General features: G+C 62.3%; 27 protein-coding genes and 1 riboswitch. Of the genes, 5 read left to right on the forward strand and 22 right to left on the reverse strand.

The genetic code is table 11. From position 1 onward, the window contains the following. Positions 1-2: 2 nt before the first annotated feature. The 9 genes from cobC to cobO all read right to left on the reverse strand — a co-directional run bounded on the left by cobC (position 3) and on the right by cobO (position 8,171). Positions 3-578: an alpha-ribazole phosphatase family protein gene (gene cobC / locus PspS04_RS20500; RefSeq protein WP_159997464.1), complete on the reverse strand. Its 576-nt coding sequence runs from the start codon at positions 576-578 to the stop codon at positions 3-5. After that, entirely contained in the window at positions 575-1,630 is a 1,056-nt protein-coding gene (gene cobT, locus PspS04_RS20505; RefSeq protein WP_159997466.1) for a nicotinate-nucleotide--dimethylbenzimidazole phosphoribosyltransferase, read from the reverse strand. The genes cobC and cobT overlap by 4 nt, the downstream gene beginning before the upstream one ends. Next, a complete protein-coding gene (cobU, locus tag PspS04_RS20510; RefSeq protein WP_159997468.1) occupies positions 1,627-2,148 on the reverse strand; it encodes a bifunctional adenosylcobinamide kinase/adenosylcobinamide-phosphate guanylyltransferase in 522 nt (173 codons plus the stop codon). The genes cobT and cobU overlap by 4 nt, the downstream gene beginning before the upstream one ends. An 84-nt stretch (positions 2,149-2,232) precedes the next feature. After that, positions 2,233-3,684: a cobyric acid synthase gene (locus PspS04_RS20515; protein ID WP_159997470.1), complete on the reverse strand. Its 1,452-nt coding sequence runs from the start codon at positions 3,682-3,684 to the stop codon at positions 2,233-2,235. After that, entirely contained in the window at positions 3,672-4,673 is a 1,002-nt protein-coding gene (gene cobD, locus PspS04_RS20520) for a threonine-phosphate decarboxylase CobD (protein ID WP_095170333.1), read from the reverse strand. Before cobD ends, PspS04_RS20515 begins: the two co-directional genes overlap by 13 nt. Continuing rightward, positions 4,666-5,574, reverse strand: a complete 909-nt coding sequence (cbiB, locus tag PspS04_RS20525) for an adenosylcobinamide-phosphate synthase CbiB (protein WP_095170334.1) — start codon at positions 5,572-5,574, stop codon at positions 4,666-4,668. The genes cobD and cbiB overlap by 8 nt, the downstream gene beginning before the upstream one ends. Further along, positions 5,571-6,221, reverse strand: a complete 651-nt coding sequence (gene bluB / locus PspS04_RS20530) for a 5,6-dimethylbenzimidazole synthase (protein ID WP_095170335.1) — start codon at positions 6,219-6,221, stop codon at positions 5,571-5,573. The genes cbiB and bluB overlap by 4 nt, the downstream gene beginning before the upstream one ends. Beyond that, entirely contained in the window at positions 6,218-7,549 is a 1,332-nt protein-coding gene (locus PspS04_RS20535; RefSeq protein WP_095170336.1) for a cobyrinate a,c-diamide synthase, read from the reverse strand. The genes bluB and PspS04_RS20535 overlap by 4 nt, the downstream gene beginning before the upstream one ends. A 10-nt stretch (positions 7,550-7,559) precedes the next feature. Next, complete coding sequence (gene cobO, locus PspS04_RS20540; RefSeq protein ID WP_095170337.1) at positions 7,560-8,171, reverse strand: cob(I)yrinic acid a,c-diamide adenosyltransferase; 612 nt, start codon at positions 8,169-8,171, stop codon at positions 7,560-7,562. A gap of 81 nt (positions 8,172-8,252) precedes the next feature. Then, positions 8,253-8,489: riboswitch (cobalamin riboswitch) on the reverse strand. A 137-nt stretch (positions 8,490-8,626) separates the two neighbouring features. On the opposite strand from cobO, the gene PspS04_RS20545 reads away from it, so the two are divergent. Next, positions 8,627-9,940 carry a PQQ-dependent sugar dehydrogenase gene (locus PspS04_RS20545; RefSeq protein ID WP_159997472.1) on the forward strand — a complete coding sequence of 438 codons (1,314 nt, stop codon included), beginning with the start codon at positions 8,627-8,629 and terminating at the stop codon, positions 9,938-9,940. A 9-nt stretch (positions 9,941-9,949) separates the two neighbouring features. Here the strand turns inward: PspS04_RS20545 and PspS04_RS20550 are convergent, their stop codons facing one another. The 7 genes from PspS04_RS20550 to PspS04_RS27465 form a co-directional block, all read right to left on the reverse strand. After that, entirely contained in the window at positions 9,950-10,612 is a 663-nt protein-coding gene (locus PspS04_RS20550; RefSeq protein ID WP_159997474.1) for a class I SAM-dependent methyltransferase, read from the reverse strand. Positions 10,613-10,638: 26 nt separating this feature from the next. After that, positions 10,639-11,172 carry a C40 family peptidase gene (locus PspS04_RS20555; protein WP_095170340.1) on the reverse strand — a complete coding sequence of 178 codons (534 nt, stop codon included), beginning with the start codon at positions 11,170-11,172 and terminating at the stop codon, positions 10,639-10,641. A 232-nt stretch (positions 11,173-11,404) separates the two neighbouring features. Beyond that, positions 11,405-12,028 (reverse strand): C40 family peptidase, encoded by a 624-nt coding sequence (locus PspS04_RS20560; protein WP_159997476.1) that lies wholly within the window; start codon positions 12,026-12,028, stop codon positions 11,405-11,407. A gap of 213 nt (positions 12,029-12,241) precedes the next feature. Then, positions 12,242-12,946 carry a DnaA regulatory inactivator Hda gene (gene hda / locus PspS04_RS20565; protein ID WP_008033543.1) on the reverse strand — a complete coding sequence of 235 codons (705 nt, stop codon included), beginning with the start codon at positions 12,944-12,946 and terminating at the stop codon, positions 12,242-12,244. A 146-nt stretch (positions 12,947-13,092) separates the two neighbouring features. Next, on the reverse strand, positions 13,093-14,166 hold the full coding sequence (locus tag PspS04_RS20570) for an AI-2E family transporter (RefSeq protein ID WP_095170342.1): 1,074 nt from the start codon (positions 14,164-14,166) through the stop codon (positions 13,093-13,095). A gap of 34 nt (positions 14,167-14,200) precedes the next feature. Then, positions 14,201-15,241 (reverse strand): DUF2066 domain-containing protein, encoded by a 1,041-nt coding sequence (locus tag PspS04_RS20575; RefSeq protein ID WP_174244592.1) that lies wholly within the window; start codon positions 15,239-15,241, stop codon positions 14,201-14,203. Beyond that, positions 15,228-15,401, reverse strand: coding sequence for a hypothetical protein (locus tag PspS04_RS27465; protein WP_162530191.1), 174 nt, complete (start codon positions 15,399-15,401; stop codon positions 15,228-15,230). The genes PspS04_RS20575 and PspS04_RS27465 overlap by 14 nt, the downstream gene beginning before the upstream one ends. A 226-nt stretch (positions 15,402-15,627) precedes the next feature. On the opposite strand from PspS04_RS27465, the gene purM reads away from it, so the two are divergent. The 4 genes from purM to PspS04_RS20595 all read left to right on the forward strand — a co-directional run bounded on the left by purM (position 15,628) and on the right by PspS04_RS20595 (position 18,521). After that, positions 15,628-16,686 carry a phosphoribosylformylglycinamidine cyclo-ligase gene (gene purM / locus PspS04_RS20580; protein WP_095170344.1) on the forward strand — a complete coding sequence of 353 codons (1,059 nt, stop codon included), beginning with the start codon at positions 15,628-15,630 and terminating at the stop codon, positions 16,684-16,686. Further along, positions 16,686-17,336, forward strand: a complete 651-nt coding sequence (purN, locus tag PspS04_RS20585; RefSeq protein WP_095170345.1) for a phosphoribosylglycinamide formyltransferase — start codon at positions 16,686-16,688, stop codon at positions 17,334-17,336. The genes purM and purN overlap by 1 nt, the downstream gene beginning before the upstream one ends. Positions 17,337-17,344: 8 nt before the next feature. Next, a complete protein-coding gene (locus PspS04_RS20590; protein ID WP_095170346.1) occupies positions 17,345-18,058 on the forward strand; it encodes a DUF3108 domain-containing protein in 714 nt (237 codons plus the stop codon). A 274-nt stretch (positions 18,059-18,332) separates the two neighbouring features. Further along, entirely contained in the window at positions 18,333-18,521 is a 189-nt protein-coding gene (locus PspS04_RS20595) for a hypothetical protein (protein WP_095170347.1), read from the forward strand. A gap of 56 nt (positions 18,522-18,577) precedes the next feature. Here PspS04_RS20595 and PspS04_RS20600 read toward each other — a convergent pair whose 3' ends face one another. From PspS04_RS20600 to cysM, 6 genes are all read right to left on the reverse strand, one after another. Further along, entirely contained in the window at positions 18,578-19,528 is a 951-nt protein-coding gene (locus tag PspS04_RS20600; protein ID WP_237234936.1) for a hypothetical protein, read from the reverse strand. 231 nt (positions 19,529-19,759) lie between these two features. After that, on the reverse strand, positions 19,760-20,302 hold the full coding sequence (locus PspS04_RS20605) for a DUF2058 domain-containing protein (protein ID WP_095170349.1): 543 nt from the start codon (positions 20,300-20,302) through the stop codon (positions 19,760-19,762). A 24-nt stretch (positions 20,303-20,326) separates the two neighbouring features. Beyond that, positions 20,327-21,160 (reverse strand): nucleoside triphosphate pyrophosphohydrolase, encoded by an 834-nt coding sequence (gene mazG / locus PspS04_RS20610; RefSeq protein ID WP_159997482.1) that lies wholly within the window; start codon positions 21,158-21,160, stop codon positions 20,327-20,329. A 178-nt stretch (positions 21,161-21,338) separates the two neighbouring features. Further along, a complete protein-coding gene (relA, locus tag PspS04_RS20615; protein ID WP_095170350.1) occupies positions 21,339-23,582 on the reverse strand; it encodes a GTP diphosphokinase in 2,244 nt (747 codons plus the stop codon). 122 nt (positions 23,583-23,704) lie between these two features. Beyond that, on the reverse strand, positions 23,705-25,057 hold the full coding sequence (gene rlmD / locus PspS04_RS20620; RefSeq protein ID WP_159997484.1) for a 23S rRNA (uracil(1939)-C(5))-methyltransferase RlmD: 1,353 nt from the start codon (positions 25,055-25,057) through the stop codon (positions 23,705-23,707). Continuing rightward, on the reverse strand, positions 25,057-25,959 hold the full coding sequence (gene cysM / locus PspS04_RS20625) for a cysteine synthase CysM (RefSeq protein ID WP_095170352.1): 903 nt from the start codon (positions 25,957-25,959) through the stop codon (positions 25,057-25,059). The genes rlmD and cysM overlap by 1 nt, the downstream gene beginning before the upstream one ends. Positions 25,960-26,057 lie beyond the last annotated feature (98 nt).

Raw genomic sequence — 26,057 nt, forward strand, 5'->3', positions numbered from 1 at the left:
GTCTACGCCTCTTCCCGAAGCATGGCGTCAGCCTCGACCCGCAGGAAAAACAGCCCGCCGTGGCCGACTTCGACGTTCAGCAACTGCTCGCGCGGCAGCCCGCGCGCGCGCGCCAGTAGCAGGCGCATGACACCGCCATGACTGACCAGCAACACCCGCTCACCGGCATAGGCCTGGTGCAAGCGCTGCACCGCCGCCAACACCCGCGCCGAGAAGTCGCTGACTGGCTCGCCCTCGGGCGGGGTAAAACCATAAGGGTCCGACCAGAACCGGCCAAGGGCATCAGCGTCAGTCTCCATCAACGCCGCCGCGCTGCGCCCCTCCCAGGCGCCAAAATGCAGCTCTTGCAGGTCCTGCTCCAGGCTTACCGGCAGGCCCAGTTGCGCGCCCAGTTCCTCGGCAAACCGCGCACAGCGTTGCAGGGGCGAACTCACCAGGCGGTCCCAGGGGCCAGCGCCTACGACGGCGTCGCGCATCTGCTGCCAACCCAGCGGCGTCAGCGTGTCATCCAGACTGCCTCGCAGGCCGCCACCCAGTTCGGTTTCACCGTGGCGTAGCAGGTCCAGGTGCAAGGTCATGCCGGGCGATCGGCAACCGCCGCCTCGGCAAAGGTCGCCATCTGTCCGTGCAGGTCGCAGGCCAGGCGCAACAAGGGCACCGCCAGCGCCGCACCACTGCCCTCGCCCAGGCGCAAGCCGAGTTCGAGCAGCGGTTGCGCATTCAACGCTTGCAGGACATACCGGTGACCCGGCTCCGCCCCGCGATGGCCGAACAGCAGCCACTCGCGACACGCAGGATTGAGGCGCACGGCAATCAGGGCCGCAACGCTGCAGATAAAGCCGTCCACCAGCACCGCCAGCCCCTCTTGGGCACAGGCCAGGTAAGCACCGACCAGCGCGGCGATTTCAAAGCCGCCGAGGTTGAACAGGGTTTGCAACGGATCACCTCGCTGCGCCGCGTGCAAGGCCAGGGCGCGTTCGATGACCTGGGTCTTGTGGCTGACGCCCGCCGTGTCCAAGCCAGTGCCCGGGCCGGTGAGGTGGGCCACCGGGCAATCCAGCAAGGCACAGGCCAAGGCACTGGCCGCAGTGGTATTGCCAATGCCCATCTCGCCGCCGATGAACAGCTCCGCGCCTTCGGCCAGGGCTCGCAACACCGTGTCGCGCCCGGCTTGCAAGGCTTGTGCGCCTTGGGCCGGAGTCATCGCCGGGCCACGGGCGAAGTTGGCGGTGCCAGGGCCCAGGTGCAGGTGGCGCACCCCCGGCAGATTCAGCGACGGGGTCACGGTGCCTAGGTCGACCACCTCCAGCCGGGCTTGCAGTTGGCGCGCCAGCACGCTGATGGCCGCGCCGCCGTTGACGAAGTTGCGCAACATCTGCCCGGTGACTTCCTGGGGGAAGGCCGAGACACCTTCGGCCACCACCCCGTGGTCACCGGCAAAAATCCCGATCCACAACTGGTTCACGCTCGGCTTGAGCCGGCCTTGCAACCCCGCCAACTGCACCGCCAGCGTTTCCAGCTGCCCCAGCGAACCGGCCGGCTTGGTCAGTTGCTGCTGCAACTGCTCTGCATCTTGCAGGGCTTGGCGATCAACGGCCTTGCACGGGTTCAGCCACCAGGATTGAGTCATAACGCAGTACCTTTCAAAGTCAGGGGCAGGCCGGCGACGGTCAACACGACACGCTGACAGCGCTCAGCCAGGGCTTGATGCAACCAACCGGCTTCATCGACATAACGGCGAGTCAATTCGCCCAGTGGCACGACCCCCATTCCGGTTTCGTTGCTGACCAGAATCACCTCTCCCGGCAACGACGCCAGGCAGTCCAGCAGGGCTTCACGCTCCTGGGCCAGACGCTCGGGGTTGTCGAGCATCAGCAGGTTGGTCAGCCACAGGGTCAGGCAATCCACCAACAGGCAACGCTCGGCACTGGCGGTTTCGCGCAGTATCCGAGCCAGCGCCAGGGGTTCCTCGATCAAGGCCCACTCGGCCGGGCGGCGTGCCCGGTGATGGGCGACCCGGGCATTCATTTCGCCGTCCAGCGGCTGGCTGGTGGCAATGTAGGTCACCGCCAGGGAGCTGTCGGCGGCGAGCTTTTCAGCCAGGCGGCTTTTGCCGGAACGGGCACCGCCGAGGATCAATTGCAGCATGGTCTTAACCTTCTATGAGCGGTATCAGGGTCGGCGGCTCTGTGTAGGAGCGGGCTTGCCCGCGAAGAGGCCAGACAGGTCACCCTACAAACCACAGAGCTCACGCAACAACCCGGTATCCAGATGCTTCTCCACCAGGTCCGCCAGGCGCTCGATATCGCGCTCGCGCAAGCCGTGATAATCGACTGCCTGCACATCCGCAAGCCCGGCCCAGCGCAACAGTGCACTGCACGCCGCCGGGGACTCGAACAAGCCATGCAGGTAAGTCCCGAGGACTTGTCCATCGGCACTCTGGGCGCCATCGCTGCGGCCATCGTCGAGTAATACAGCGGGCTGCTCCAGGGCCTCGCCACGGGTGACCCCGGCATGAATTTCATAACCACTGACCTCGGCGTTTTCCAGGAGCAGCCGGCCACGCACATTGCGCAGCTGCTTCTCGGCCTCAAGCACCGTGTCGAAGGCCAGCAAGCCGAGCCCGGCACTGGAGCCCGCGGCCCCTTCCAGGCCCAGCGGATCATGCAACTGCGCGCCGAGCATTTGCAGGCCACCGCAGATGCCCAGCAGCTTGCCGCCGTAGCGCAGGTGACGGACGATGGCGGTGTCCCAGCCATTGGCGCGCAGGTACGCAAGGTCGCTGCGCACGCTCTTGGAGCCCGGCAGGATGATCAGGTCGGCAGGCGGTATCGCCTGGCCCGGCCCGACGAATTGCAGGTCGACCTGGGGGTGCAGGCGCAGTGGATCGAAATCAGTGTGGTTGCTGATGCGCGGCAATACCGGCACCACCACCTTGAGCACCTGTTCGGCCTTGTCGGCCTGGCGCTGGTCGATGCCGTCCTCGGCCTCCAGGTGCAGGTCCATGACATACGGCAAGACTCCGATCACCGGCTTGCCGGTCCGCGCCTCCAGCCAGTCCAGGCCCGGCTGCAGCAAGGCGATGTCACCGCGAAAACGGTTGATGATGAAGCCCTTGACCCGCGCCTGCTCACTGGCCGAGAGCAACTCCAGGGTGCCCACCAGATGGGCGAAGACGCCACCACGATTAATGTCGGCAATCAACACCACCGGGCAATCGACGGCCTCGGCAAACCCCATGTTGGCGATGTCGCCGGCCCGCAGGTTGATCTCGGCCGGCGAGCCTGCCCCTTCCACCATCACCAGCGGATAGGCCGCGCTCAGGCGTTGGTGCGAGGCGAGCACCGCCTGCATGGCGATGGCCTTGTAGTCGTGGTAGGCGACGGCATTCATGCTGGTCACCGCGCGCCCGTGAATGATCACCTGGGCACCGGTATCGCTGTTGGGCTTGAGCAGCACCGGGTTCATGTCGGTGTGGGGTTCGAGGTTCGCGGCCTGGGCCTGTACCGCCTGGGCCCGACCGATTTCGCCACCGTCGGCGGTGACAGCGCTGTTGAGTGCCATGTTCTGCGGCTTGAACGGCACCACCGCCACTCCCTGGCGCGTCGCCCAACGACAGAGCGCCGTGACCAGAGTGCTTTTGCCGGCATCGGACGTGGTGCCTTGAACCATCAACGTTGGCATGGGGTTTCCTTGGCGTAGGCGACAAAGGCCCGCTCCAGGCGCAACCAGTCGGTTTCGTCGGCTGGCAGGCCGAAGCGCAGGCTGCTGTTGTGGCTGAACAGGCGCAGCAAAATGCCCTGGCGCGCCATGAATTCATACAAGTGCTCGGCCCGTTCGGTGCTCAACCACTGGAACAGCGCGCAGCCGCCCTGAGGCTTGAAACCATGGCGCTCCAGCAGTTCGACCAGGCGTTCGCTCGCCTCTTCGCTACGCTGGCGTTGCCGGCGATGACCTTCGCTGTCGAGCAGGCAGGCCTGCCCCAGCACCCGCGTCGGCCCGGCAACCGCCCAGGGGCCCACCTGCTCGGCGAGCAGATTGAGCAGCCGCCGTTCGGCCAGGACAAAACCCAGGCGCACCCCGGCCAGGCCGAAGAACTTGCCGAAGGAGCGCAACACGATCAGCCCGACCTGATGGGCAAAAGACGCCAGGCTCAGGTGCGGGGTGTTGTCCATGAACGCTTCGTCCACCACCAGCCAGCCGCCTCGCTGCGCCAAGCGGGCATGCCAGTCGAGCAGGCGCTCCGGGGTCAGGCTAAGGCCCGTGGGATTGTTGGGATTGACCACCACCAGCACGTCGAGGTTGTCGATGAAAAATTCCACCTCCTGCTCCAACACCTCGCGCACGATGTAGCCGTTACGCCGCCAGGCTTCGGCGTGTTCGGCGTAACAAGGCGACAGTACGCCGACCTTGCCGGCCCGCCGCAAACGCGGCAGCAACTGGATGGCCATCTGCGAACCGGCGACCGGCAGCAACTGAGTCGCGCCATAGTATTGCCGGGCGGCCTGCTCCAGGCCGTCCTCGGTTTCCGGCAAGCGGGCCCAGGCCCTGGCGGGAATCGGCGGGATTTCCCACGGCCAGGGCGCCAGCCCGCTGGAGAGGTCGAGCCAGTCGGCTTCGGCAATCCCATAGTGCAACGCCGCCTTGCGCAGGCGACCACCGTGTTCAAGCATAAAACTCAGCCCCCACACAGAGGATCAACAGCCATAACCATACCCCGCGCTGGACCAACTGCCAGCCACGGTCGATGGAGCTGGCGTCCGCCGGCACGCCTTCGCCCAAGGGTGGACGCTGGTGCAGCTCGCCATGATAGATCGCCGCCCCGCCCAGCTCGACGCCCAGCGCCCCAGCCCCGGCAGCCATCACCGGGCCGGCATTCGGGCTGTCCCAGGTCGGTCCCTGGGTGCGCCAGCACTTGAGGGCCAGCCGGGTCTTGCCGAGCACAGCGTAGGTCAGGGCCACCAGGCGTGCGGGAATGTAGTTGAGCACGTCGTCGATTTTCGCCGCCGCCCAGCCGAAGCGCTCGAAACGTTCGTTGCGATAGCCCCACATGGCGTCCAGGGTATTGCTCAGGCGATACAGCACCACCCCGGGCGCACCGGCCACGGCAAACCAGAACAGCGCGGCAAACACTGCGTCGCTGCCATTTTCCAGGACCGACTCGGTGGCCGCGCGAGCCACTTCAGTGGCGTCCAGCTCACTGGTCTGGCGGCTGACCAGGTAACTGACACGGGTGCGCGCTTCGTCCAGGTCATCGCTGCGCAGCGCCTGGGCCACCGGCTCGACGTGTTCGCCCAGGCTGCGCAAGCCCAGGGCGCAATACAGGGCCAGGATCTCGACGATCCAGCCGAGGTAAGGTAGCCAGGACAACGCCGTGGCCAGCAGGGTCAGCGGCACCACGGCCAGCACCCACGCGGTGACTCCATGACTGCGCCAGCCACGCCCGGCAGAATTGAAACGCTGCTCGATGCGCCCGGCAAATCGACCGAACGCCACCAGCGGATGCCAGCGCTTGGGTTCGCCCAGCAGCGCATCCAGCGCAACGGCAGCGACACTCAACAACGCCACACTCATTGATTCACTCCCCAGACATTTTCGTACAGCAGTTCATGCAGCGGACGCACGTGCGCCCAGCCTTCAAGGGCCAGCATCGGCGCCGGGTAAAAGGCCTTGACCGGGCCCAGGCAGAGAATCGCCACGGGCTTGGCTCCGGCCGGCAGTTGCAACAGATCGGCCAGTGCCTGGGGCTCGAACAGCGAAACCCAGCCCATGCCCAGGCCCTCGGCACGGGAGGCCAGCCAGAGGTTCTGGATTGCACAGGACAACGACGCCATGTCCATTTCCGGCAAGGTACGGCGGCCGAAAATATGCCGTTCGCGATCGTCCATCAACGCGGCAACCAGCACTTCGGCGCAGTCATTGATGCCTTCGACCTTGAGTTTCATGAACTCATCGCTGCGCTCGCCGAGGGCTTCGGCGGTGCGGATGCGCTCCTCCTCCACCAGCGCCTGGAGCTGCCCGCGCAAGGTCCGGTCGCTGATGCGAATGAAGCGCCATGGCTGCATCAGGCCAACACTGGGCGCCTGATGCGCAGCTTCAAGCAAACGACGCAGCAGCTCAGGCTCCACCGTGCCACCGCTGAAGTGGCGCATGTCACGGCGCTCGGCGATGGCGCGGTAAACCGCTGCGCGTTCGGCTTCGCAGAATGCGTTATTGCTCATGGCCTCTTCGCGAGCAAGCTCGCTCCCACCGGGTCTGGCGCAAACAACGCGGCTACAGCGCTGGGATTGGACGGAAAATAAAAGTGCACATAAGAAGCCGTCATCCGCCCCTCACGATAAACCGCCTCCGCTCCTCGCCCGCCGTTCGGGCTCAGTCCACGCGCAATCGGCTCAAGCTCGGTGCTGGTCAGGGAATGGTGATAGGTGTGCCCACGCAACGCGCCTTCCGGCAGCTCGACCGCCTGCAGCGCCAGCGCCGCCAGACGTTTTTGCATCGTCGCATCGCCTTTGAGCAAACCCACCAGTTCGGCCCGCGTGCCTTGCACGTCGGTCAGGGAATCCAGCAGATACAGCATGCCGCCGCATTCGGCGAGCAGCGGCTTGCCGGCGGCGTGATGACCACGAATGGCATCGAGCATCGCGGTGTTGCCTGACAAGGCCACATGGTGCAATTCCGGGTAGCCACCAGGCAGGTACAGGCTATCTGCCTCTGGCAACTGGCTGTCGCGGATCGGCGAGAAGAACCGCAGCTCGGCGCCCATCGCACGCAATAAGTCCAGGCTCGCGCCATAGGTGAAAGCAAAGGCTTCATCCCGGGCCACGGCGATCCGCACACCGGCCAGCAAAGGCTCGGCTGGGATCACGTCGGGCGCGGCAAATTCCACTGCGGGCGGCAAGGCCACCTGGCAACTGCTACCCAAGGCCTCGGCGGCTGCATCGAGGCGCAGGTCGAGGTCGTTCAGCTCACTGGCTTGTACCAGGCCCAGGTGCCGACTCGGCAATTCAATCCCGGTTTCCCGGGACAATGCGCCATACCAACGCAAGCCCTCGGTAAGGCTGCCTTCGAGTAACTGAGCGTGGCGCAGGGTGCCCACCCGATTGGCCAGCACGCCGGCAAATGGCAGGTCCGGCTGATAACGCGCCAGACCCAACGCCAGTGCACCAAAGGTCTGGGCCATGGCGGTGCCGTCGATCACCCCCAGCACCGGCACGCCGAAGTGGCGCGCCAGGTCGGCACTGGACGGGGTACCGTCGAACAAGCCCATGACCCCTTCGATCAGGATCAGGTCAGCCTCGGCGGCGGCTTCCCACAACAGACGGCGACTTTCCTGCTCGCCGACCATCCACATGTCCAACTGATACACCGGCTGGCCACTGGCACGTTCGAGAATCATCGGGTCGAGAAAATCCGGGCCGCACTTGAACACCCGGACCTTGCGCCCCTGATTGCGGTGCAAACGGGCCAGGGCCGCGGTGACGGTGGTCTTACCCTGCCCGGAGGCTGGCGCGGCGATCAGTACCGCCGGGCAAAAACGACTGCTGGTCATGAAAAGAGGCTCACAGCTCGACGCCTTTTTGCGCCTTGATCCCGGCCTGGAACGCATGCTTGATCACGCCCATTTCGGTGACGGTGTCAGCCAGTTCGATCATTTGCTCTTTGGCCGCGCGGCCGGTAACCACCACGTGTTGCATCGGCGGGCGGGCTTGCAGGTCGCTGAGCACCTGATCGAGATCGAGGTAGCCATGCTTGAGGGCGATGTTCAGCTCATCGAGCACCACCAGGCCGATGGCCGGGTCGCGCAGCAGTTCGCGGGACACCTGCCAGGCGGCCTCGGCAGCGGCGATATCGCGCTGGCGGTCCTGGGTTTCCCAGGTGAACCCTTCGCCCATCACATGAAACCGCACCTGCTCCGGGAAGCGCCGGAAGAACAGCTCCTCGCCCGTGCTGTTGCGGCCCTTGATGAACTGCACCACACCGCACTGCATGCCATGGCCCATGGCGCGGGCGAGCATGCCGAACGCCGAACTGCTCTTGCCTTTGCCGTTGCCGGTCAGCACCAGCAGCAGGCCACATTCGTTGGGTGAGTTGGCAATACGCTCATCGATCACGGCTTTTTTGCGCTGCATGCGCGCCAGATGGCGTTCGTCACGATCAGGGGAATCAGTCATGGGGGAGCTCTCCGTTGAGGCTGGATAACGGCGGGCAGGCATAGAAATAGACGGCAAGAAGCCTGGCATCGCCCACCGTGATGCCGCTGGATGGATCAGGCCGGTCTCCGGGCTCATGAGTGGCGCGCTGGCCGGACGACGCGCCTTCCCATATCGGACACCGATACAGTGGCTCAAAGCGTCGTTTTCACTCATTTACCGTTGCGGGGGCAGCGCCGGGATCGTCACCCGTTCTGTCATAGAACGCGCGCTCACCGGCTTCCCTGTTTCACTCGATCGACCCTGGGGTCACCGAGCACCTGAAACAAGTCGCGAAGGTTAGTGGGTTGGGGGTGGAGCGTCAATTAAAGCCGGGCTAATCGGCAGCAAGAATGCAAAGCGCCACCTGACGAATTGAACCTAAGGTCATGCTGACGCCTCTATGGCTTAAGCAGTGCATTCTAAGGGAGAGCCGCATGTCCACGTCCCGCCTCGTTGGTGTCATCGCCCTGGCCGCAGGCCTGGTCGCCTGTGGAGAATCCTCGAGCCTCAGGGTCGAGGATGGCACCGGGCCTTCGCCCAAGCTGCCTGAACCCAACAAAACCCTTATTCCCACGGTCAACATCGCGCCCGCTGTCGGCTGGGCCAATGGCGCCAAGCCAACCGCAGCGCCCGGCACCCAGGTAGTCGCCTTTGCCGAAGGATTGGAGCATCCGCGCTGGCTCTATGTACTGCCCAATGGCGATGTACTGGTCGCAGAAACCAATGCGCCAGCCAAGCCTGAAGATGGCAAGGGCATCCGTGGCTGGGTCATGGGCAAGGTCATGGACCGCGCTGGGGCCGCGGTGCCCAGCGCCAACCGCATCACCCTGCTGCGCGACAGCAACCACGATGGCGTGGCCGAAACCCGCAGCAGTTTTATCGAAAACCTCAATTCGCCGTTTGGAATGACCTTGGTCGGCAACGACCTATACGTCGCCGACACCGATCGTTTGCTGCGCTTCAACTATGTCGAGGGACAAACCTCGATCACCACCAAACCCATGAAAGTCATCGACCTGCCCGGTGGCACGCTGAATCACCACTGGACCAAAAACGTCATTGCCAGCCAGGACGGCAGCAAGTTGTATGTCACGGTGGGCTCCAACAGCAATGTCGGGGAAAACGGCCTGGAGCAGGAACAGGGCCGCGCCGCTATCTGGGAGGTGGATCGTGCCACCGGCAATCAGCGGATTTTCGCCTCCGGCCTGCGCAATCCCAACGGCATGGCCTGGGAACCGAGCTCGGGCAAACTGTGGACGGCGGTCAATGAGCGAGACGAGATCGGCAGCGACCTGGTGCCGGACTACATTACGTCGGTCATGGATGGCGGCTTCTATGGCTGGCCGTTCAGCTACTACGGCCAACACGTCGATGTCCGCGTCAGCCCGCAAGATCCGGATCAGGTGGCCAAGGCCATCGCCCCGGACTACGCAGTGGGCCCACACACAGCCTCCCTGGGCCTGGCCTTCGCCGAAGGCAGCACGTTGCCAGCCCCGTTCACCGAAGGCGCGTTTATCGGCCAGCACGGCTCGTGGAACCGCAAACCGCACAGCGGTTACAAAGTGATCTTCGTACCCTTCAGTGCCGGCAAGCCAAGCGGGCAACCGGTGGATGTGCTCAGCGGCTTCCTCAACCAGGACGAAGAGGCCATGGGGCGGCCGGTTGGCGTGGTGATCGATCGGCAGGGTAACTTGCTGGTGGCCGACGATGTGGGCAACAAGGTGTGGCGGGTATCCGCCCGCCAATGACCCCAGCGCCTAGCGTTTGCGGCACAGCGTCAGGCCATCCCCCAGGGGCAATAACGACAGGTCGACCCGCGGATCATCCTTCAAGGCCAGGTTGAGTGCCTGGATGGCGCGGGTATCGGCACTCTCGGGTTGGCGCTCCAGGACCCGGCCACTCCACAGGGTGTTGTCGAATACCGCCAGGCCGCCGCTGCGCAACAAACGCAGGGCGCTTTCCAGGTAGGCCGGATAGTTGGCCTTGTCGGCATCGATGAAAATCAAGTCGAAAGCGCCGCCCTGCCCTTGCTGCTCGATCTGCTCCAAAGTCTGCAACGCCGGCGCCAGGCGCAGTTCGATGCGCTCGCTGAGGCCGGCTTCCCGCCAGTAGCGCCGCGCTGTGGCGTTGTAGTCACCAATGATGTCGCAGCAGATCAGTTGCCCGTCGTCCGGCAGGGCCGCGGCCATGCACAGGGCGCTGTAACCGGTGAACGTCCCCACTTCTATCACCCGGCGCGCACCGCTGAGCTTGACCAGCAACGCGAGGAACTGGCCCTGCTCCGGCGCTACTTGCCAACGCGCCATGGGCAGCGCCTGGGTTTCGTCACGCAGACGACGTTGCAGCGGCGTTTCGCGCAGCGAGACGTCGAGCAGGTACTGATAGAGGGCATCGTCGAGATTGAGCGTACGCGCGGTCATTACCACCTCTGCCAACCCGTTGTGAACTAGGGATTGTGCGCCAGGTGCTCGGGTTGCAGTACGCGCTTGGCGCTCAGGTAGGCTTTTTGCCAATAGGCTTTGGACAAGCTGTCGAGCTTGACCGTACCACCGGTGGCCGGCGCGTGCACGAAGCGTCCTTCGCCGACGTAGATGCCGGCGTGACTGACCCGTGAGCCGCCGTTGGTGGCGAAGAAGATCACATCGCCAGTCTGCAGGGCCTCTTTGCCGACGCTCGGGGCCTGCATGCCGATCATTTCACCGGTGGTGCGCGGCAGGGAAATACCCGCTGCATCCCGGTAGACATAGCCAATCAAGCCACTGCAATCAAATCCCGAATCCGGAGTATTGCCGCCCCAGCGATAGGGAGTGCCTACCAGGCCCAGGGCGCGAAACAGCACGTCTTCGGCAGCCGGGGAGAAATTCTGGGTAGGGGCAAAAATCGGTGCGCGGACCACCTTGGCCGGTGGCGGCGTGCGACTGGCGCAGGCGCTGAGCAGCGCGACGCAGAACATGAGTGCAAGGCGGGCCGACATCGTCATTACCGAACATCCTGATCTGGCTGCGGCTGTCACTGCCGGGAGGCTGAAAACAAAACCGCGTAAGCAGGGCTTACGCGGTTAGTTGATCAACAATAGATCAGGATTCTAGCGGCTACGCGCCAAACTTCAAGTAAGACTTTAAGTTTGCACTACAAAAAGAAGGGGTATTGCCGGGAAGATGGTCTTTGCGCTGGCCGGCGCTCGCCTGGAGCGCCGTTGCCAGCCTGCCCGCTTACTTGCGGGCAGTGACCGTGGTCGGAGCCATGGCGAGGGCGCGCTTGGCTTCGATGAAGGTCTTGCTCCAGTAGCTGTCGCCCAGGCTATCGACCCGGACACCGCCGCTGCGGCTGCTGCTGGAGTGGATGAACTGGTTGTCACCGAGGTAGATCCCGGCGTGGCTGACACGCCCGCGACGACCATTGGTGGCGAAGAACAGCAGGTCGCCCGGTTCCAGCTTGCTGCGCGAAACCAGTGGCGCATCAACGTTGATCATTTCGCGGGTGGAGCGTGGCAGGTTCATGCCCGCTTCTTCGCGAAACAGGTAGCCGATGAAGCCGCTGCAATCGAAACCGGCTTCAGAGGTACCACCGAAACGGTAACGGGTACCGATCAGGGACATGCCACGTTCGAGGATGCTGTCGGCCAGGACCGGCATCTGGTAAGGCTTGCGGCCCGCAAACGCGGCCAGCTCTTTTTCGGTTGCCAGTTCTTCCTGATAAACAGCGGAAGACTGCGCGGTAACAGAGTTCTTGACCTGTTGCTGGGGCTCTTGCTGGGACACTGGGGAGTGTGCAGAGCAACCAAACAACAGGGTGACGAGTGCGAGAGGCACGAGGGGTGCGAAGCGCTTTAGCATGGGCACGACCGTGGCTGAATTGTGTAAAGAAGCCGAGACTATGCCTTCTATCACCCTCATTTGCAAATTCAATCGATTTAAATGTGACTTTGCAGTTTCGCCCCGCCATCTAAGCGCTTAAGCCCATTTTAAATCTGCACGCATGACGAACGCCGTTCGCCTGCGGGTTTTCTGACGCCTGAAATTTGCCGAAACGCGCTACAGGCCGCGGTTTTACCAGCCCAGGGTTTCTTTGAGGAAAGGAATGGTCAGCTTGCGCTGAGCCTGCAGGGACGCCTGATCGAGGCGTTCAAGCAGCTCGAACAGGGCACTCATGCTGCGGGTACCGCGAGTCAGGATAAAATGCCCGACCTCGTCGGTCAGGTGCAGACCGCGGCGCGAGGCACGCAGTTGCAGGGCGCGCAATTTGTCCTCATCGGACAGCGGACGCATCTGGAAAATCAACGCCAGGGTCAAACGGGATTTGAGGTCGGCCAGCTTGACCGGCAACTCCCGCGGCGAAGTCGACGCTGCGATCAGCAAACGCCGACCACTGTCGCGCAGCCGATTGAACAGGTGGAACAGCGCCTCTTCCCAGTCTGCTCGCCCGGCAACCGCCTGCAGGTCATCCAGGCACACCAGCTCGTACTGCTCGAGGTTGTCGAGGATCTCGATACCCCGGTCCAGCAATTCGGCCAACGGCAGGTACACCGCCGGCTCGCCCAACTGCTCGAAGCGCAGGCACGCCGCCTGCAACAAGTGCGTACGCCCCACGCCGTCCTTGCCCCACAGATAGATCAGGCTTTCGGTCCAGCCGGCGTCGGCTTCGCACAGGCGTTCGACATAGCCGAGTGCAGCGGCGTTGGCGCCAGGGTAGTAATTGATAAAGGTGGCGTCATCACGCAGACGCACACCTAGGGGCAGCTGAATCGGTTTCATGCTGACTGAACAGTTCCAAAGGAACCGTTAGTGGCCTCTGTGTAAAGTTTGCAAAGTTTATACCCGTGAAGCCAGCCGCACAATGCAACAGACCATAAGCAAAATCAAAGGTTTGCGTTAACTTGCCAGTATCGGGCCAGACGCGCTCACGCCTCGGGCCCCTGGGCCCCACTATACATTCCCGAATCCTTGTACAAATCTTGCACGTGACGCACCAGCACCATGATCACCGCCGCCACCGGTAACGCCAGCAGGATCCCGGTAAAGCCGAACAACTCGCCGCCGGCCAGGATCGCGAAGATCACCGCCACCGGATGCAGGCCAATCCGGTCACCCACCAGCAATGGCGTCAGTACCATGCCTTCCAGGGCCTGGCCGACCATGAACACCGCGACAATCCCGATCATCGGGTACGGGTCGCCACCAAACTGGAACAGTCCGGCAATCAACGCCGCGCCAATCCCGATCACAAAGCCCATGTAGGGCACGATGGCCGCCAGACCGGCAATCAGGCCGATCAACAACCCCAGTTGCAGGCCGACCAGCATCAGGCCCGCCGCGTAGATCACCCCCAACGCCAGCATCACCAGCAACTGCCCACGCACGAAGGCGCCCAGCACCTCATGGCATTCGCCGGCCAGCGACACCAGCCGCGCCTCACGATCACGCGGCAGCAGGCTGCGGATCTTGGCCATCATCACATCCCAATCACGCAGCAGGTAAAAGCTCACCACCGGGATCAACACCAGGTTGGCCAGCAATCCGATCAGCGCCAGGCTGGACGCCGTGGCCTGGCTCAGCACCACCCCGACGATGTCGGTGGTCTGCCCCATGTGCTCACTGATGGCAGCCTTGACCTTGTCGAACTTCCAGAACCCGTCCGCCAGCCCCAACTTGGCCTGCACCCATGGCATCGCGGTGTGCTGCAGCCAGTCGAGCATCTGCGGAGCCAGTTCGTACAGGCTGAACAACTGCTTGGCCAGCATCGGCACCAGCACCAGCAACAAGGCCATGACGATCAAGGTGAACACGGCAAACACCGCCACCACGCCCCAGGTCCGCGACAGACCGTACTTTTCCAGACGGTCGACCATCGGATCGAACAGGTACGCCAGCCCCAGCGCCACCAGGAAAGGCGTGAGGATCGGGTGCAACAGATAAATGAACAGACACAGCAGGACGACCCCACCCAGCCAAACCCAACGCCGCGAATCGGCCATGTACCACTCCTGCTTCTATATAGGAAAAGAAAAACTACCAGCGAAAACTCAATTGCGCCTTGGGTGCTGCCGCCACTGCCGCAGGCGTACCCTCGGCGCCCGGGGCCAGTGGTGCAGGCGCCGCTACGGGCACCTCCTGCAACTTGGCCAGGCTCAACTGCGCACGCAGTTGCTCGCTGCTGCCATTGACCCGATACACGATCCGGTCACCCTCCACCCGCTGCAAACGGGCACCAAAGGGCTCCAGCAAGCGCCCCAGCGCAGCATAGCGCTCAAGGTTCATGCCCTGCACTTCAAGCACCTGCTCGCCGGACGCCCCCGGCTTGGAGGCAAAGCGCGGCGCCAGGCGCTCACTCACTGCCAGCAACACCGCGTCGGCAACCGCCGCGCTGTCCGCCCCCTGCACGCTGCCCTGCTCACGCTGGTCCCCCAGCCACAGATGCCATTTGGCCTGCCATGCACCGCCATCCTCACGCGCATGTACCGCCAGCAGGCCATCGGCACCATAACGCTCGGAGGCGCTGCGCAGCGCAGTGGCATCGCTACCTTGCAGATTGGGTGCGGTGGCGACCAGTTGCTCGCTCAGGTCGGCCAGCGGCAGGCGCAAGGGTAACCCACGATGCTGGGCCGCACGGCGCAAGGGCTCTGCACTGGACTGGCCGTCCCCCACCAGACTCGAGCCTTCACTGGAGTCGTTGAGCCACCAACCGAGGATCGATGGCCGATTGGCGCCCCACACCGCCAACCCGGCCTGGCGCAACGCGCGATCGGTGCTCGCCGGATCGAATTCGACCTGCAGGCTTTCCGGCGGCCCGGCATCGTAGCCGTACTGACTGATAATTTGTTGCGGGTCCTTGCGCAAGGCGGCCAGGCCGGGGCTTTGCAAGGCCTTGGCATCTCCGGTAAGGCGCAACACCAGGGTGTCGAGCGCACGCTGGGTGGCCTGGTCGCGCTCTTGCGGGGTCTGGTTGCTGACCGGTTCGCGCACCTGATAGAGACCTTTGACGGTTTGGGCCTGGCTGGCCAGGCTGAGCACTGACAACACACCGGCAAACAACAATTTACACAGACGCATGGAAGATTCCCGACGACAGAAAGCGGCTGGAACGCACCGCATGAATCAATTTGAACAGGGCTGTGACCACGCGCCCCAGCAAAACATTCACGCGATCGCTGGAAGTTTTTACTCCGTCATAACCATAGACGGTAAACAGCTCTACCTTATACAGCGACACACGAGATCACCAACGCTGGCATTTTTTGCTTTTTTTTGCCGATATGCCCCTGCCCGTCGGCCCGAGGATGGCCGCTGCCCCTCAAGCCTGATAAAATCGCGCGCCTTCGCAGACCGGCAATGGCCGGGTGATCTGAAATGTTTTGCGCGGCACTCCCGCCAGGACGCTTTCAGCCTTCCCGCCAGACTCGGTCGTTACCCCTGAATCCCCCCTAAAGGCCTGGATCATGAGCAAGCAACCCTCCCTGAGCTACAAGGACGCCGGTGTAGACATCGACGCCGGTGAAGCATTGGTCGAACGCATCAAGAGCGTCGCCAAGCGCACTGCGCGCCCGGAAGTCATGGGCGGCCTGGGCGGTTTCGGCGCCCTCTGCGAAATCCCGGCCGGCTACAAGCAGCCTGTACTGGTTTCCGGCACCGACGGTGTTGGCACCAAGCTGCGCCTGGCACTGAACCTGAACAAGCACGACAGCATCGGCATCGACCTGGTGGCCATGTGCGTTAACGACCTGGTGGTGTGCGGCGCCGAACCGCTGTTCTTCCTGGACTACTACGCCACCGGCAAGCTCAACGTCGAAACCGCCACCCAGGTGGTCACTGGCATCGGCGCTGGCTGCGAACTGTCCGGCTGCTCCCTGGTTGGCGGCGAAACCGCTGAAATGCCTGGCATGTACGAAGGCGAAGACTACGACCTGGCCGGCTTCTGCGTCGGTGTGGTCGAGAAAGCCGAGATCATCGACGGCTCGAAAGTGGCCGCCGGCGACGCCCTGCTCGCCCTGCCTTCGTCCGGCCCGCACTCCAATGGCTACTCGCTGATCCGCAAGATCATCGAAGTATCCGGTGCCGACATCGAGAACATCGAACTCGATGGCAAGCCGCTGACCGACCTGCTGATGGCGCCGACCCGTATCTACGTCAAGCCGTTGCTCAAGCTGATCAAGGACACCGGCGCCGTAAAAGCCATGGCCCACATCACCGGTGGTGGCCTGCTGGACAACATCCCGCGCGTCCTGCCAAAAGGCGCACAAGCCGTGGTTGACGTTGCGAGCTGGACCCGTCCTGCCGTGTTCGACTGGCTGCAAGAGCAAGGCAACGTCGACGAAAACGAAATGCACCGCGTGCTGAACTGCGGCGTGGGCATGGTCATCTGCGTCGCTCAAGAGCACGTTGAAACCGCGCTGAACGTACTGCGTGAAGCCGGCGAGCAGCCTTGGGTCATCGGTCAGATTTCCACCGCTGCCGAAGGCGCGGCTCAGGTTGAACTGAAGAACCTCAAGGCTCATTGATGTCCAAGACCTGTGATGTGGTGGTGCTGTTGTCCGGCACCGGCAGTAACTTGCAGGCCTTGATCGACGACGCACAGCATGCGGACAACCCTGTCCGCATCCGCGCCGTGATCTCGAACCGCGCCGATGCCTACGGCCTTCAGCGCGCCAGGGACGCGGGTATCGACACCCGCGCCCTGGATCACAAAGCTTTCGAAGGCCGCGAGGCCTTCGATGCCGCCTTGATCGAACTGATCGATGAATTCCAGCCCAAGCTGGTGGTACTGGCCGGTTTCATGCGCATTCTCAGCGCTGATTTCGTGCGCCACTATCAGGGCCGCCTGCTCAATATCCACCCTTCGCTGCTACCCAAATACAAAGGGTTACACACTCATCAGCGAGCGTTGGAGGCCGGCGACACTGAACACGGATGCAGCGTGCACTTCGTTACCGAGGAACTCGACGGCGGCCCACTGGTCGTACAGGCAGTAATACCGGTAGAGTTGCATGATTCGCCGCAAAGTCTGGCGCAACGCGTACACGTACGCGAGCACCAGATTTATCCGTTGGCTGTTCGCTGGTTTGCCGAGGGCCGCCTGAGCCTTGGCGAAGAAGGTGCTTTACTGGATGGCCAGTTGCTCGAGGCCAGCGGTCACTTGATTCGTAACTAGGAGATTTTATGCGTCGCGCCCTGCTCTTCGCTTGCGCTCTGTTCGCCCTGCCACTCGCGCAGGCTGCAGACCTTCAACCGTTCTCCGCCAGCTACACCGCCGACTGGAAACAGCTGCCGATGAGCGGCACTGCCGAACGCAGCCTGGCCAAACAAGCCAATGGTGTCTGGAAGCTCAGCTTCAAGGCCTCCATGATGATTGCCAGCCTGACCGAAGAAAGCACCCTGACACTCGACAAGGACACCCTGCTGCCGCAGTCGTATCATTTCGAGCGTGGCGGCCTGGGCAAGGCCAAGAAGGCTGATCTGGATTTCGACTGGACCACCAAGATGGTCACCGGCACTGATCGCGGTGACGCGGTCAAGATCCCGCTGAACCGCGGCATGGTCGACAAATCCACCTATCAGCTCGCCCTGCAGCACGATGTCGCCGCCGGCAAGAAAAGCATGAGCTACCAAGTGGTCGATGACGGCGAAGTCGATACCTACGACTTCCGCGTCCTGGGCTCCGAGAAAGTCGACACCAAGGCCGGCCAGATCGACGCGATCAAGGTGGAGCGCGTACGCGACCCGACACAAAGCAAACGCATCACCGTGATGTGGTTCGCCAAGGACTGGGACTACCTGCTGGTTCGCCTGCAACAGGTCGAAACCGACGGCAAGGAGTACAACATCATGCTCCTGGACGGCACCGTCAACGGCAAGTCGGTCAAAGGCAGCTAAGCCTGGAAACACCCAAAAGCCTCGCGAAAGCGGGGCTTTTTTTCGCCTGTAGATTCGCCGTCACCGGCCCGCGAAGCCCTTCGGCTCATGAAACTTCTGTCATGAAACTTTCCAGCCTGCGACCGAATGTCACGCCCTGCGCGGGCTGCAGGACTTTCTCAATTTCTGCAACAGACCGTTACCGATTCTGCCGATTTACTTAGCAAGCTATCAAAATATATAACAAAGGCCTGCACACGCCTTGCTGCAGATCAATCAGGATTGGAGCTAGCAGATGACAGTTAAAGTGACAGAACGCGACGATTCACACATGTCCCACGAAGGGGTAGCCGCCGGTATCCGCATCTGGGATGTGCATCAACAAGACTTACTGGTGGGAATGTTTCATTCCGAAAGCGACGCCCACAGCTATCGCATCGAATTGGAAACCCTGGAGCAGCAACGCGAAACCGCTACGCGCTGACCTTTGAAAACTGCAGCCGCCAACCCAGCCAAGCGCCGAGGCTGGCGGCTGCAGACTCAGCTCAGTTCCAGTTGCACAAAGTGCAACGTCTCCTCGACTTTCATAGCCTGCAGTTCGTGGCTGATCCGGCCGCAACTGACTTTAGCGAACTGACAATGCCCCTCGCCCATGCCATCGTTCCTGACCGCAAACTGCACACTCGGCGGGTACGGTCGGTTTTGATCAAACGGCATGCCACAGGCGATCAGAAAATCAATTTTCGCCTCGATCTGCTCCGTCTCTTCATCTCGCTCACCCTCTTCGAGTTGCGCGTAGTCCAGGCACACATTGATACTAAAAGGGCACTGTTCGATCATCGAGTTAAACAACATCGGACCATAACCCTGCGCCGTATTGTGCTCGGACAGCGCCGAACTGAGCTTGCGCACTTTGACTTTCAAGTTATTGGAAAGCTGAAAGTACCAATAATACTCATCACTGCCGACATTACTGCCAAAGTCGATACCGGAAACATGACGCTTTGGCCACATCGATAGCTCCGGGAAGCCGTCGCCCAGAAACTTGAAGTTACTCGCCAGCAACACTGAGTTGACCACTTCAAAATACTCACCTTGAGGATCCTCGACCTTGATCAAGCTGGCACAGGTGCCGGCCATCAGGACGACCCTGCCATAGTCGTTGAGCGGCAGCCACTTGATGAGCTGCGCGATACTCCCCGGCAGTTGCTCCAGGTAACAACTGCTCAGCTGCAGCAGCTCCTCCTCGGTGCCTGCACTGGCCCAGGGTACGTTCCAGAAGAACTCGGGCAAGGTGAAGAACAGGCACTGACTGTCGACGTAATCATTGATGGTCAGTTCGGCACTCAGGTTCAGCCTGTCACTGACGAATTGAACTCGCCGATCGAGTTCCTGGGTGACATAACTGACGATGCTCTGGCCCGGTTTACGCGCCCAGGAGAATTCCGAATGAAAGGTGGGTTGTTGCAAAGACGCAATAGTCACAAACATTAAGCACCTCAGAATCATTAATAGATCAAATACTCTCCTTGCCGTTGGGCCATTAAAAGATCAACCGCAGGATCGGTATTACACCGACCTGAAGCCAGACATAAATAAATATTAACCGCCGTATAACAGAAGAGCCCGAAAGAGCGTAGCGATACACTCTTTCGGGCTCAACATGTTTGACCGCCTGAAGTACTAACGCGTGTGTAGTTGTCGCCAACTACCCATGTCGTATTACCACATCAGATCATCAGGAATCTGATAGGCCGCGTACGGATCGTCCTCGGCATCGACCTCTTCGGTCTGCACGTTCATCTGCACGATGCGCTGTGGATCGCGCTCCTGGATCTTCAGCGCAGCCTCACGTGGGATCACTTCGTAGCCGCCGCCATGGTGCACGATGGCCAGCGAGCCGCTGCTGAGTTTGTTGCGCATCAGGGTGTTGACCGACAGGCGCTTGACCTTCTTGTCGTCAACGAAGTTGTAGTAGTCCTCGGTGGTGAGCTTGGGCAGGCGCGAGACTTCGATCAGTTGCTTGATCTGTGCGGCACGGGCCTTCTGCTCGGCTTTCTCCTGCTGCTGGCGGTTGAGCTCCTGGTCGCGCTTGACCTTCTCGGCCATGGCTTCCTGGGCCAGGCGTTGCTGGCTGTCGTCGAGCTCGATCTGGCCTTTGTGGGCCAGGCGTTGTTGCTTCTGCTTTTCTTTACCGACCTGCTTGGCCTGCTTTTGATTGACCAGCCCTGCTTTGAGCAACTGGTCGCGAAGGGAAATGCTCATGTGCTTACTCACTTAGGCAACTGCTCAACCGCAGCTGGGCAAATTCTTTTCCTGACGTTTGGCTTCGCCCCACAAGGCGTCCAACTCTTCGAGGGTGCAATTTTCTATGGGTTGGTGCGTGTCGCGCAATGCCTGTTCGATAAATCGGAAACGTCGCTCAAACTTGGCATTGGCCCCGCGTAGCGCGGTTTCCGGGTCGACCTTGAGGTGCCGCGCCAGATTGACCACGGAAAACAACAGGTCGCCGACCTCGTCACTGATCGCCGCCTTGTCGTTATCGGCCATGGCCTCAAGCACTTCATCGAGCTCTTCACGCACCTTGTCGAGCACCGGCAACGCATGCGGCCAATCGAACCCTACCTGCCCGGCGCGCTTTTGCAACTTGGCCGAACGCGACAGCGCCGGCAGCGCACTGGGCACATCGTCGAGCAAGGACAACTGCTCGGGTGCCTGGGACTTCTCGGCCCGTTCTTGCGCCTTGATCTGCTCCCAACGCTGCTTGACCTGCTCCTCGTCGAGGCGCGGGACATCCAGCGGCGCGTGCAGGTCGCCAGTGGGAAACACGTGGGGATGACGGCGGATCAACTTGCGGGTGATGCTGTCGATGACGCCGGCAAACTCGAAACGCCCCTCCTCTCGGGCCAACTGGCTGTAGTACACCACCTGGAACAGCAAGTCGCCCAACTCACCCTGCAAGTGATCGAAGTCCCCGCGTTCGATGGCGTCAGCTACTTCGTAGGCTTCCTCCAGGGTGTGCGGGACGATGCTCTTGTACGTTTGCTTGATATCCCACGGACAGCCGTACTGCGGGTCGCGCAGACGGGCCATGAGGTGCAGCAGGTCTTCAAGTGAATACATCAAAACGGCCTCTGCCCGCTTACTGTAGGAGCGAGCCTGCTCGCGATGGACATTAACGATGACGCGCGTCATCTGAATAAATGCGTCGCCCTCAAATCCTTCGCGAGCAAGCCGCAAGCGGGCGCCGCAAGCGGGCGCCGCAAGCGGGCGCCCGCTCCTACAATAAAGCTCTTGCGTCTTATGGCGTACGGTTACGCCGGGTCTCAATGATGTTCGGCAACTGGGAAATTCGCCCCAGCAGCCGCCCCAAAGCGTCCAGCCCCGGAATCTCGATGGTCAGGGACATCAACGCAGTGTTGTCCTCCTTGTTCGAGCGGGTGTTGACCGCCAGCACGTTGATCCGCTCGTTGAGCAGCACTTGCGAGACGTCACGCAGCAGACCGGAGCGGTCGTAGGCACGGATGATGATGTCCACCGGATAGGTGAGCACCGGCACCGGGCCCCAGCTGACCTGGATGATCCGCTCGGGTTCGCGCCCGCCCAGTTGCAACACCGAGGCACAGTCCTGGCGGTGAATGCTGACACCGCGGCCCTGGGTGATGTAGCCGACGATCGCGTCGCCTGGCAGCGGCTGGCAGCAGCCGGCCATCTGCGTCATCAGGTTGCCCACGCCCTGGATCTGGATGTCGCCGCGCTTGCCGGGCTTGTAGCCGGTGGCCTTGCGCGGGATCAGCTCCAACTGTTCGTTGCCGCGTTCCGGCTCCACCAGTTGCTGCGCCAGGTTGACCAGTTGGGCCAGGCGCAGATCGCCCGCGCCCAGGGCTGCGAACATGTCCTCGGCGGTTTTCATGTTGGCCTTGTCGGCCAGCTTCTCGAAATCCACCTGCGGCAGGCCGAGGCGATTGAGCTCGCGCTCGAGCAAGGTCTTGCCCGCCGCGACGTTCTGATCGCGCGCCTGCAACTTGAACCAGTGGACAATCTTGGCCCGGGCCCGCGAGGTGGTGATGTAGCCCAGGTTCGGGTTCAGCCAGTCACGGCTCGGGGTGCCGTGCTTGCTGGTGATGATCTCGACCTGTTCACCGGTTTGCAGGCTGTAGTTGAGCGGCACGATACGCCCGTTGATCTTTGCGCCACGGCAGTTGTGGCCGATCTCGGTATGCACGCGATAGGCAAAATCCAGCGGCGTCGCGCCCTTGGGCAGGTCGATGGCATGGCCGTCGGGGGTGAAGATGTACACCCGGTCCGGCTCGATATCGACCCGCAACTGTTCGGCCAGGCCACCGATGTCCCCCAGCTCCTCGTGCCACTCGAGCACCTGGCGCAACCAGGAGATTTTCTCTTCGTAGTGGTTGGAGCCGGACTTGACGTCGGTGCCTTTGTACTTCCAGTGCGCACAGACCCCCAGCTCGGCTTCTTCGTGCATGGCGTGGGTGCGGATCTGCACTTCCAGCACCTTGCCCTCGGGACCGATCACCGCCGTGTGCAACGAGCGGTAGCCGTTCTCCTTGGGGTTGGCGATGTAGTCGTCGAATTCCTTGGGAATGTGCCGCCACAGCGTGTGGACGATGCCCAGCGCGGTATAGCAGTCGCGCATTTCCGGCACCAGCACGCGCACCGCGCGCACGTCGTAGATCTGGCTGAACTCCAGACCCTTGCGCTGCATTTTGCGCCAGATCGAATAGATGTGCTTGGCTCGGCCGCTGATGTCGGCATCGACACCGGTGGCCTGCAACTCGCTCTGCAACTGGTTCATCACGTCGCTGATGAAGCGCTCGCGGTCGAGGCGCCGCTCATGCAGCAACTTGGCAATCTGCTTGTACTGGTCCGGTTCCAGGTAACGGAAGGACAAGTCCTCCAGCTCCCACTTGATATGACCGATGCCCAGGCGATGGGCCAGCGGCGCGTAGATATCAAAAACTTCCCGGGCGACCCGGTTGCGCTTTTCGTCGTCGGCGGTTTTCACCGCGCGGATCGCGCAGGTGCGCTCGGCGAGCTTGATCAGGGCCACACGGACGTCGTCGACCATGGCCACCAGCATCTTGCGCAGGTTTTCCACCTGGCCCTGGGTGCCCAGCACCATGGACTGGCGCGGGCTCAGGCTGGCGCTGATGGCCGCCATGCGCAGCACGCCGTCGATCAGCTTGCCGACCACCGGGCCAAAGCGCTGGCTGACGTTGGGCAGCTGGATCTGGCCTTCGCGCACGCCACGGTAAAGGATCGCCGCGACCAGGGAGTCCTGGTCAAGCTTGAGGTCGGCGAGAATTTCCGCGATCTCAAGCCCGGTGCGAAAACTCGAGGTGCCTTCGGACCACAGGTTCTTCGCTGCATTGTCTTGCTGTTCGGCCTGTCGAGCGAACTCGCAGGCTTCCTTCAAGGCTTCGCGATCCAGTGCCGGATCGACACTGACCGCATGATCGAGCCAAGCCTCGAGATTGATACTGCCGTCGGTGTTGATCGGCTGGTGTGCTCTCACCTGTACCATCTTGCTTACCTTCCCTACGACGCAGATTCAATGCGTCAAATCGCTGACCTTCGTTGCCCATGCGCCCTCGCTGGGCTGCTGCGAGTGCGGCATGGGCGGCCCAGTCGGACCAGACGAGCATCCTAGCTCGCTTCAAATAACGCCATGGCCTCGACATGTGCCGTCTGAGGAAACATATCGAGGATCCCGGCACGTTTTAACCGGTAGCCCTGCTTGATCAATTCGACCGTGTCGCGCGCCAGCGTTGCCGGGTTGCACGACACGTATACCAGGCGCTTGGCGCCGAGCGAGGCGAGTGTGCGCACCACCTCGAAAGCACCATCACGCGGTGGGTCCAAGAGTACCGCACAAAAGCGTTCCTCGGCCCATTTGGCATCAGCCAAAGGCTGGGATAAATCGGCCTGAAAAAACCTGGCGTTATGCAGATTGTTGCTAGCGGCATTGGCAGCAGCGCGCTCGACCATGGTTTGCACGCCTTCCACGGCTACCACTTCGCGCACCTGCTGGGCCAGCGGCAAGGCAAAGTTGCCCAGGCCGCAGAACAGATCCAGCACCCGTTCCTCAGCCGTCGGTTGCAGCCAGTCCAGGGCCTGGGCCACCATCGCCTCGTTGACCGCGGCATTGACCTGGACAAAGTCCCCCGGCCGATACGCCAGCTCCAGGTTCCAGCGTTCCAGTCGATAGCCCAGCACCTGGCCGGCATCCACCGGTTGAGGTTCACCTTCGCCATGCAGCCACAACTGGGCTTGATGGAAGGCGCAGAATTCCTTGAGGATATTCAGGTCAGCTTCGGACAACGGTGCCATGTGCCGCAGCAACACGGCCAACGAAGAACCGGCGAACAACTCGACATGCCCCAGGGCCTGGGGTTTGCTCAAGCGCCGAAGCATCTCGGGCAAACGGCTCATGATCGGCTGCAAGGGCTGTACCAACACCGGGCAATCATCGATGCCGACGATGTCCTGGCTACCGGCAGCACGGAACCCGACTTCCAGCTTCTTCGCCTTGATGTCCCAGCGCACTGCCACTCGGGCGCGACGTCGATAGGCAAATTCCGCCCCGCTCAGCGGCGCAGCCCACTCTTCGGGCTCGACCCCGGCGACCTTCGACAACTGCTCGGCGAGCATGCGCTGTTTCAGGGCCAGTTGTTCGTTATGGGGCAGATGCTGCACGCTGCAGCCACCGCAGCGCCCGGCATGGACGCAGGGGGCAGGACGGCGCAGGTCATTGGCGACAAACACTCGTTCGGTACGGGCCTCGACGACTTTGCCGTGGGCGCCAAGGACCCTCGCCTCGACCTCCTCGCCCGCCAGGGCGCCGATGACGAACCAGGTGCGTCCTTCGAAAAACGCGATGCCACGACCGTCATTGGCCAGGCGCTCGATGCTCAAGCGCTGCTTTTTACCGGTCGGGATTTGCGGGGCCTTGCTGCCGCCCGTGGGCTGGAAACGCAGGCCTCTCGGTTGCTTGGCCATCAGTTGGGCGCATCGAAAATACCGGTCGACAAGTAACGGTCGCCCCGGTCGCAGATGATCGCGACGATCACCGCGTTTTCAACTTCCCGGGACAGCCGCAGCATCGCCGCCACCGCGCCACCCGAGGAAACGCCACAGAAGATGCCTTCCTCGCGGGCCAGTCGACGGGTCACGTCTTCGGCTTCGCTCTGGGCCATGTCGACGATCCGGTCGACACGCTCGGCCTGGTAGATCTTCGGCAGGTATTCCTCGGGCCAGCGGCGGATGCCCGGGATCGCCGAGCCTTCCATCGGCTGCAGGCCGACGATCTGCACGCTGGCGCTCTGCTCTTTCAAGTAGCGCGAAACGCCCATGATGGTCCCGGTAGTGCCCATGGAACTGACAAAGTGGGTAATGGTGCCCTGGGTCTGGCGCCAGATCTCCGGGCCGGTGGTGGTGTAGTGCGCCTCGGGGTTGTCACCGTTGGCGAACTGGTCCAGCACCTTGCCACGGCCCTCGGCCTCCATGCGCTGGGCCAGATCGCGGGCGCCTTCCATGCCCTCCTCCTGGCTGACCAGGATCAGCTCGGCACCGTAGGCCGTCATGGCGGCCTTGCGCTCGGCGCTGGAGTTGTCGGGCATGATCAGGATCATCTTGTAACCCTTGATCGCCGCCGCCATGGCCAGGGCGATCCCGGTGTTGCCGGAGGTCGCCTCGATCAGAGTGTCGCCGGCATGGATCTGCCCACGCAACTCGGCACGGGTGATCATCGACAACGCCGGACGGTCCTTGACCGAACCCGCCGGGTTATTGCCCTCAAGCTTGAGCAGCAGGGTGTTGCTGGTCTCGCCAGGCAGGCGCTGCAAACGGACCAGCGGGGTGTTGCCGACGCAATCGGCGATAGTTGGGTACTGCAAGGTCATGGCGTATTCGCAATCCAGACTGCGGGGGCGCCCATCATACCGGCAAACGTGCGCGGGCCATATCACGCAAAGTACGGTGCTTATGGCTGATAGCTATA

Source organism: Pseudomonas sp. S04 (assembly GCF_009834545.1).
Classification (GTDB): domain Bacteria; phylum Pseudomonadota; class Gammaproteobacteria; order Pseudomonadales; family Pseudomonadaceae; genus Aquipseudomonas.